Here is an 8157-nt window from a genome sequence, read left to right as displayed (position 1 = left end):
TCCTTGTCGACGGCGATGCCGAACGGACCGGCCTCGGTCTGGCCGCCCGCGACCTCGAAGTCGTTGCCGCCGCCCGCGGTCTTCGCGATGTGCGCCGAGACGGGGTAGTCGTTGAGGTCGGCGACGGCGCCGCCGGACTTCACGCGCGTCTGGGCCTCGGCGTCGGTGTCGAACGCCTCGATGGTGAGCTTGCCCTTGCCCGCCTTCTCACACGTGGCGGCCTGCGCCTTGAAGGTGTCGTGGTAGGTCGTGCCGCGCTGGACGGCCACCTTCTTCCCGCACAGGTCATCGAGCGACTGGATGTTCTCCGGGTTGCCCTTCTTCACCAGCAGGGAGACGCCGGAGTTGAAGTAGTCGACGAAGTCGACGCCCTCGCCCGTCTTCTTGCCCTTGTCGTCAAGGCCCTCCTGGCGGGCCTTCGTGTCACTCATGGCGGACATGACGATGTCCTGGCGGCCCGTGTTGAGCGACGAGATCAGGCCATCGAAGGTACCGCTCGTGAACTCGAACGTGACACCGAGCTGCTTGCCCATGGCGGCGGCGATGTCGGGGTCGATACCGACGATCTTGCCGCCCTCCTCGTACTCCATCGGGGCGTAGGCGGCGTCGGTGCCGACCTTGATGACACCGGAGTCCTGGTACTTCTTCGGCAGCTTGTCGAACAGCGGGGCACTCGTGGACTTCGTGCCCTCGGTCCGCGCGGTGTCGGATCCGGAGTTCGTCTGGTCACCACAGGCGGTGAGCACCAGCGAGCCGGCGACCGCGACCGCACAGACCGCGGCGATCCGGGACCTGGCGGCAGTCGTACGACGGGTGAAGCTTGCGGTCATGATCGGGGTCCTCCGGCATGAGTAAGAGGGGCGTTACGTGCAGCTGTGCACTCATCTTCGAGTGTCGCCAGCCGGTGTGTTTTCGGCATCTTGCCATTCGGACTGGCTCATTCAGGGGGACGCGCATGTCAAAATCGGATAACGGGTCACCCCCGAACCCCCGCGAGTCGGTCCATCCAGGCCGGACCTTTCGCTGGATTGCCCTCTTCCGACCGGAAGATCTCCCGTGGTCTCGCGATCTGGTCGGGTTCACGCCACCTGGTCGAGTTGTCCCGATTTACGGGTATGAAGCGCGTCACCGTGCCGATACCGACTCGTCCGAGGTGCGCTCTCTCGGGTAAGAAGGATCCTTACACCCCTCATCCGGGGCTCAGGGCGCGTTGTGCGGCGCGCCCGCGCGTACGTACCACTCCCTGCCAGGGCGGGCCAACCGCCCGGCGCAGGGGACGTACGCGGTGCCCGCCCACCCCTCCTCAACCAGGAGTGGCCACCCTCAACTGATGAAGACTTAAGGGGTCTACCAATGGCAGCGGAGATCGTCAATCCTCGCAGCGACGACGCCAACACGGAGAGTGCCGACGAGCCCTTCGATCCGGCGTTCGCGCTGCACCGCGGCGGCAAGATGGCCATCCAGGCCACCGTGCCCGTGCGGAACAAGGACGACCTGTCCCTCGCGTACACACCTGGTGTCGCCAAGGTGTGCACGGCTATCGCCGAGCAGCCCGAGCTCGTCCACGACTACACCTGGAAGTCGCAGGTCGTCGCCGTCGTGACGGACGGGACCGCGGTGCTCGGCCTCGGCGACATCGGCCCGGAGGCATCCCTTCCGGTCATGGAGGGCAAAGCGATCCTCTTCAAGCAGTTCGGCGGCGTGGACGCGGTCCCGATCGCCCTCGCCACCACGGACGCGGACGAGATCGTCGAGACCGTCGTGCGCCTCGCGCCGTCCTTCGGTGGAGTGAACCTCGAGGACATCTCGGCGCCGCGGTGCTTCGAGATCGAGCGCAAGCTCCAGGAGCGCCTCGACATCCCCGTCTTCCATGACGACCAGCACGGCACGGCCGTGGTCACGCTCGCGGCCCTGCGCAACGCGGCCAAGCTGACCGGACGCGGTCTCGGAGACCTGCGCGGTGTCATCTCCGGCGCGGGCGCGGCCGGTGTGGCCATCGCGAAGTTCCTGCTGGAGGCCGGTCTCGGCGACGTGGCGGTCGCCGACCGCAAGGGCATCGTCAGCCGTGACCGCGAGGACCTGACCCCGGTCAAGCGCGAGCTCGCCGAGATCACCAACCGCGCGGGCCTGTCGGGCTCCCTCGAGACCGCGCTCGCCGGTGCGGACGTCTTCATCGGGGTCTCCGGCGGCACGGTGCCCGAGGAAGCGGTCGCGTCGATGGCGCCTGGCGCGTTCGTCTTCGCCATGGCCAACCCCAACCCCGAGGTCCACCCCGACGTCGCGCACAAGTACGCGGCGGTCGTGGCGACGGGCCGTTCGGACTACCCGAACCAGATCAACAACGTCCTCGCCTTCCCGGGCATCTTCGCGGGCGCGCTCCAGGTGCGGGCCTCCCGTATCACCGAAGGCATGAAGATCGCGGCGGCCAATGCGCTGGCCGACGTCGTCGGTGACGCGCTGTCGGCCGACTACGTGATCCCGTCCCCGTTCGACGAGCGGGTCGCCCCCGCGGTCACCGCGGCCGTCGCGGCGGCGGCGCGGGCCGAGGGCGTCGCCCGGCGCTGACGCGCCGCCCGCGTCCTACACGGTGGAAGCGGGCCGTGTCGTACTCCGTGCGGGGGTACGGCACGGCCCGTTTCGGTTCACGGATCCACCGGATTCACGGGGCGCACGGGGCCATACGGTTGGTGGGGACAGCCGGACCCGGCCGAGGCGCGGCGGATCGGGACGCGCGTCACACCGGTGCCCGGTTCCGCCACGCACCCCGCCGTCCTAGTCTCAAGGTCATGTTCGCCGCCTACGCCGCCCGCATCGACCGCGACCAGCCGCTGAACGGACTCGAACTGGGCGAGCGACCCGCCCCCGAGACCCGTCCCGGCTGGACGACCGTGAACGTCAGGGCCGCCTCCCTCAACCACCACGACCTGTGGTCGCTGCGGGGGGTCGGCCTCGGCGAGGACAAGCTGCCGATGATCCTCGGCTGCGACGCCGCCGGCGTCGACGAGGACGGGAACGAGGTGGTCCTCCACTCCGTCATCGGCCAGAGCGGCCACGGCGTCGGTCCCGACGAGCCCCGCTCCATCCTCACCGAGCGCTACCAGGGCACCTTCGCCGAGCAGGTCACCGTCCCCTCCTGGAACGTGCTGCCGAAGCCGAAGGAGCTCACCTTCGAGCAGGCCGCCTGCCTGCCGACCGCCTGGCTGACCGCGTACCGGATGCTGTTCACCAACGCGGGTGTCCGCCCGGGCGACTCCGTCCTCGTGCAGGGCGCGGGCGGGGGCGTCGCCACCGCCGCGATCGTGCTCGGCAAAGCGGCCGGCCTTCGGGTGTACGCCACCAGCCGGGACGAGGCCAAGCGCGAGCGGGCGGTCGACCTCGGTGCCGAGGAGGCGTACGAGCCCGGCGCGCGGCTGCCCCGGCGTGTGGACGCCGTCATCGAGACGGTCGGCGCTGCCACCTGGTCCCACTCGGTCAAGTCGCTCCGGCCCGGCGGCACGCTGGTGATCTCCGGTGCGACGAGCGGCGACCGGCCCTCGCACGCCGAGCTGACCCGGATCTTCTTCCTGGAGCTGAAGGTCGTGGGCTCGACGATGGGCTCCAAGGACGAGCTGGAGGACCTGCTGTCGTTCTGCGCGGCGACCGGTGTCCGGCCGGTGATCGACCAGGTGCTGCCGCTGGACCGGGCCAGGGAGGGCTTCGAGAAGCTGGCCGCCGGCGACCTGTTCGGGAAGATCGTCCTGACCCCTCGCTGACGTCCCCTTGATGGACCGTCAGTTCTGCTGATGGGATCTCCGGCACTGCCGACCGACCGTGCCGGAGGTCCCATGCACCAGCGTCTGCTCGCCGCCCTCGTCTGCGCAGCCGTCCTGTCCACGTCCGCCGCCCACGCGCCGAGCGCCGGCGACCGGGACGCAGCCCCGGACATACCCCGGCTCGCCGCCGACCGGGACGCAGCCCAGGAAATACCCCGGCTCACCGACGACCGGGGCCGTGTCCTCACCCTGCGCGGCTGGAACGTCGAGGACAAGACCCATCGCGGCGAAGCCGCCCTGTCCGCGATCACCGAGCGCCACTTCCGCGATCTGCGCGCCCAGGGCTTCGGCTTCGCCCGGCTGCTGGTCTTCTGGGACGACCTGGAGCCCGAGCGGGGCCACTACAGCGAGGCGTACCTCCGCAAGATCGAACGTGTCCTGGGCTGGGCGCGCAAGCATCGGATCCAGGTCCTGATCGACGCCCACCAGGACGTCTTCGGGCCCGTCTTCGGGCACCGCGGCATCCCTCGGTGGGCCACGAGGACCGACGGGCTGCCGTTCACCCCGCACCCCGACGACTGGTTCGCCGAGTATTTCGAGCCCGCCGTGCAGCGCGCGTTCACCCACCTCTACGAGGACCCGGACCTGCGGCGCGCACAGGCGGACATGTGGCGGGTGCTGGCCGGACGCTTCGAGGACCATCCGGCCGTGATCGGTTACGACCTGATCAACGAGCCCATGGGTGAGATCGCGCCGGGCGAGGACCTGCCGACGGCGGCCCGGCGCATCGAGCGCGAGCAGCTCACCCCGATGTACAACCGCCTGGCGGACGCTGTCCGTTCCGCCGACGACGACAACTGGATCTTCTTCGAACCGACCCCGATCGTCGGGGAGGGCGTCCCCACCGGCCTGGGCCGGATCGAGGACCCGAAGGCCGTCTACGCCCCCCACTTCTACAACACCGCGATGGAGGCAGGCGCCGACTACGACCCCTCCAAGGGCTGGATAGAGGCGTACGAGTCGGCCGTCACCCTCTATCCGCGGCAGTACCGGGTCCCGGTGGTGGTGGGGGAGTGGGGTCCGCTCAACAACTCCCTTCCGCACATGGGCCGTTTCTACCGCGACGCACTGGCGTTCCTGAACCGCTACGGCTCCGGCTGGGCGGGCTACGTCTGGTGCTACGGCGGCGGGTACTGCGCCGTCGACGACGAGGGACGCTTCCGTACGAACAAGGACCAGACCGCCGCCCCGTACGCCCCCGCCGTCGCCGGCCGGATCAGCGCGGAGACGTTCGAACCGGACAGCGCGACCTACCGGCTGGCGTACCGGGCGCGGGGCGGCCCCACCGAGATCTCCGTGCCGCCCCGGCCTGGTGGCTGGCGCATCGACGTGACCGGCCGCGCCCGGAACGCCACGCCGTTGCTGCCCGCGGACCGCGCGACGACCGCACGCGTGCACGCGCGGCCCGGCGCACAGGTCACCGTCCGGGTCACTCCGCGCACGCCACGATGAACTTCCCGCACCACGTGCGGGCGCCGGGCGACGGTTGCGCAACAGCGTCGGGAATCGGTTGCGCAACAGCGGTGCCGGGCACGAGCCTTGACGCTCACGTGATCGCACGTGGAGGGGGAGGAGATCATGGCAACGGGGGATCAGCAGAGTCGGATTCCGGCCTATCCGGGCGTCGAACGGTTCGTGGACGCCTTCGACAAACTCGTGGTGGAGCCGCGCCGCAGCCGCAGCCGCGTGCCGGTGGTGCTGCTGAGCGAGCCGGGCGCCGGGCGGGCGGGGCGCCGGATCGTCACCGGCCTGCGCTCCCGGCTGCGCGGGCGCGAGGGCAGGCTGGCCCCGCACGCCTGCCTGGACGAGTCCACGGCGGACCCGGCCGCGCCGCCACTGGACCTGTTCGAGCAGATCACCTTCCAGCTGGACGCGACCATGCCGCCGGGCACGGGACGGCTGAGCCTGCCGTCCTACCGGCTGCTGCGCGCCGTCGTCACCGCGCCCGCCGTCGGGGGCCTGATGGAGCGCCGCCCCGGGGAGTTGCGTGACCACTGCTACGCCGAGCACCGGCAGGTGTCGGCGCTGGCCCGAGGGCTGTGGTGGCTGGGCGGCCGGGACCAGGCCAACGGCGGCACCCTGCTCGAACTGCTGTGGAACTTCATCGCAGGACCGCTCTTCCAGCGGCTGCCGCGCGCCCTGTACGGCAGGCGGGCCGGCCGCCGGATGCTGGGCAGGAGCCGCTCCGGAGGGCGTCGCTGGTACGCGCAGTGGGTGCGCCAGCAGCAGGGCACGCCACCCTCCGACTTCTTCCGCTCGGCCCTCGACCTGGTCGGCGGCGGGCCGGACGGCGATCCCGAACAGCTCGACCGGATCCTGGTGCACGCCTTACTCGCCGACCTGGAGGCCGCCGCCCGCAAGCGGCTGTTCAACCCCTGGCGGCGCCGGCGCGTCAGCCGCTTCGTGCTCCTTGTGGAGGAGGCGGGTCCGGCCGAGTCGCGTGTCCAGCGCTTCCTGCGGGAACTGCGCTCCGCCATGGAGGACCTGCGCTGCACCTCCGTCGTCGCGGTGGCGGCCGGTGTGCGCACGCTGGCCAGCCGGATCCCCGACATCGAGGTCCCGGGCCTGTCCGCCGCGGGAGCCGACCTGGCCAACATCGCCCAGCGGGGCACTCCGCCGGGGCGGCCGTCGGGAATGGTCGTGCCGGTCTCCGAGGGACCCGCCGACGACCAGGCCGCGACGTACTGGCTGGGCCGCTGGCCCACGCTCGCCCCGCCCGCGACACGCTGGGGGCCCGGTGCCGAAGTGGCCATGTCGGCCACCGCGGCCGTGCTCGCCCTCGCGGTCATCGCCGGGCTCGTGGCGGGCGTGCCGTTCACCCGGGTCGGCCCCGACCCGTGCCTCGGCTCCACCTTCCTCGGCACCGACGGGCAGTGCGTCGGCGTCGCGGAAGGATCGGAAGTGTTCGGCACGGGCGAGAGCGAGCGCGCCGTGCGGGACGTGCTGGAGCGCATCGAGCGGCAGAACAGGGAGGTGGAGAAGGAGCTTTCGGGCCGGGACGACGACGACCCGCGACCGGACGCCCGCACCGTCGTCTACTTCGGCCCGCTCAGCGGCGGCAAGGACGCCGAGGACGCGGTCCGCGGCGGCACCCTCGCCGAACTGCGCGGCCTGGCCCTCGCCCAGGCATACGCGAACCAACAGGCCCTGCAATCCGGAGAGCGGGTCCCACTGCGCGTCCTCGCCGCGAACGCCGGCGACCGCTTCCAGGACGCCCCGGCAGTGGCCCACCGGATCGTCGAACTCGCCGGAAAGGACCACACGATCGTCGGAGTCATCGGCTTCGGACAGAGCCGGCGCAGTACGTACGAGGCGATGCGCATCTTCGACGAGGCCGGCCTGCCGATGGTCGGCACCTCCGGCACGGCCGACGAACTGCTGCACCAGGGCGGGCACTATTACCAGACCGCGCCGACCGACACCCGCGCCGGGCAGGTGATGGCGGCGTTCGCCGAACACGTCCCCATCGTGGACGACAAGCCCGCAGTGCGTGTGCGGCTCATCGCCGATCCGTCCGACGCGTACAGCGCGAGCCTCGCGACGGCCTTCCGGGCGGCGTACGGCGAGCAGCGGACCGAGTCGCTGCTGCACACGCCGAAGGACGCGCCCGAGCCCTCGCCGCTGACCGGGGCCCCGGCAGGCACCCCGTTCCCGGCGGTGGAGGACCTGGCGCGCGAGGTGTGCCGGGCGGTGGCCGAGGAGCCGCGCACGGCGGTGGTCTGGGCGGGTCGGGGCAGCCACTTCCAGCTGTTCCTGGGCGAGTTGACCCGTGACGCCCGGGACTGCCCCGAGGTGAGCGTGCTCGGCGGCGATGACGTCACCAACGCCCTGACGGAGCAGCGGCGGCCCTGGGAGGTCTTCGACGGACTGAGCCTGTACTACGTCTCGCACGGACGCGCCCCGGCGCTCGCCGAGGTCAGCGGCGAGGCGGCGGCCTTCCTCGCGGCGTACGACCGCACGTACGGGAAGGACCGCGGCACCCGGACGGGCGCGATGCGGCAGAACGCCCATGTGGCGCTCGCCTGGGACGCGATGCGCTACCTCGCGGAGGGTGTCGACCAGGCGTGGCGGGGCACCGGCGGCCACGACGAGCGCCTCGACCGCAGGCTGCTGCAGGCCGTGCTCTACCAGGGGCTCGGCGGCGGAGGATTCGACGGCGCCACCGGACGGATCGAGGCGCACGGGGCGGCGGGCGGCGGCCGGGTCACCGAGAACAAGCTGATAGCGGTCGAGCGCGGCGGCCCGCGGGGAGCGCAGACGGTGCTGCTGTGCGGGATGATCGCGCGCGACGACGTACGCCGGGTCTGGGGGCCCGAGAAGCACACCTGCCCGCTGTGACCGTGCG

At 71.5% G+C, this 8157-nt stretch carries 5 protein-coding genes; 4 read left to right on the top strand and 1 reads right to left on the bottom strand.

Going from position 1 to position 8157, the window contains the following annotated elements:
* Positions 1–830, bottom strand: an 830-nt coding sequence (locus ACH5AF_RS12055) for an ABC transporter substrate-binding protein (RefSeq protein WP_398901450.1), incomplete at its 3' end; no start/stop codon positions are given.
* Between the two features lie 523 nt (positions 831–1353).
* On the opposite strand from ACH5AF_RS12055, the gene ACH5AF_RS12050 reads away from it, so the two are divergent.
* From ACH5AF_RS12050 to ACH5AF_RS12035, 4 genes are all read left to right on the top strand, one after another.
* A complete protein-coding gene (locus ACH5AF_RS12050; protein WP_398901449.1) occupies positions 1354–2565 on the top strand; it encodes an NADP-dependent malic enzyme in 1212 nt (403 codons plus the stop codon).
* Between the two features lie 221 nt (positions 2566–2786).
* Positions 2787–3752, top strand: coding sequence for a zinc-binding dehydrogenase (locus tag ACH5AF_RS12045; protein WP_398901448.1), 966 nt, complete (start codon positions 2787–2789; stop codon positions 3750–3752).
* 72 nt (positions 3753–3824) lie between these two features.
* Entirely contained in the window at positions 3825–5264 is a 1440-nt protein-coding gene (locus ACH5AF_RS12040) for a cellulase family glycosylhydrolase (protein ID WP_398901447.1), read from the top strand.
* A 126-nt stretch (positions 5265–5390) separates the two neighbouring features.
* Complete coding sequence (locus tag ACH5AF_RS12035) at positions 5391–8150, top strand: ABC transporter substrate-binding protein (RefSeq protein ID WP_398901446.1); 2760 nt, start codon at positions 5391–5393, stop codon at positions 8148–8150.
* Positions 8151–8157 lie beyond the last annotated feature (7 nt).

This window comes from Streptomyces sp. NPDC018833 (assembly GCF_044390825.1).
In the GTDB taxonomy this organism is placed as follows: Bacteria; Actinomycetota; Actinomycetes; order Streptomycetales; family Streptomycetaceae; genus Streptomyces.
Note: the sequence above shows the minus strand (reverse complement) of the source record. Positions and strands in the feature narration are given on the sequence as shown.

Excerpts from the sequence above, each read along its gene's own strand:
- ACH5AF_RS12045 (WP_398901448.1), top strand. The coding sequence starts at position 2,787 with ATGTTCGCCGCCTACGCCGCCCGCATCGACCGCGACCAGCCGCTGAAC.
- ACH5AF_RS12040 (WP_398901447.1), top strand. The coding sequence starts at position 3,825 with ATGCACCAGCGTCTGCTCGCCGCCCTCGTCTGCGCAGCCGTCCTGTCC.
- ACH5AF_RS12035 (WP_398901446.1), top strand. The coding sequence starts at position 5,391 with ATGGCAACGGGGGATCAGCAGAGTCGGATTCCGGCCTATCCGGGCGTC.
- ACH5AF_RS12050 (WP_398901449.1), top strand. The coding sequence starts at position 1,354 with ATGGCAGCGGAGATCGTCAATCCTCGCAGCGACGACGCCAACACGGAG.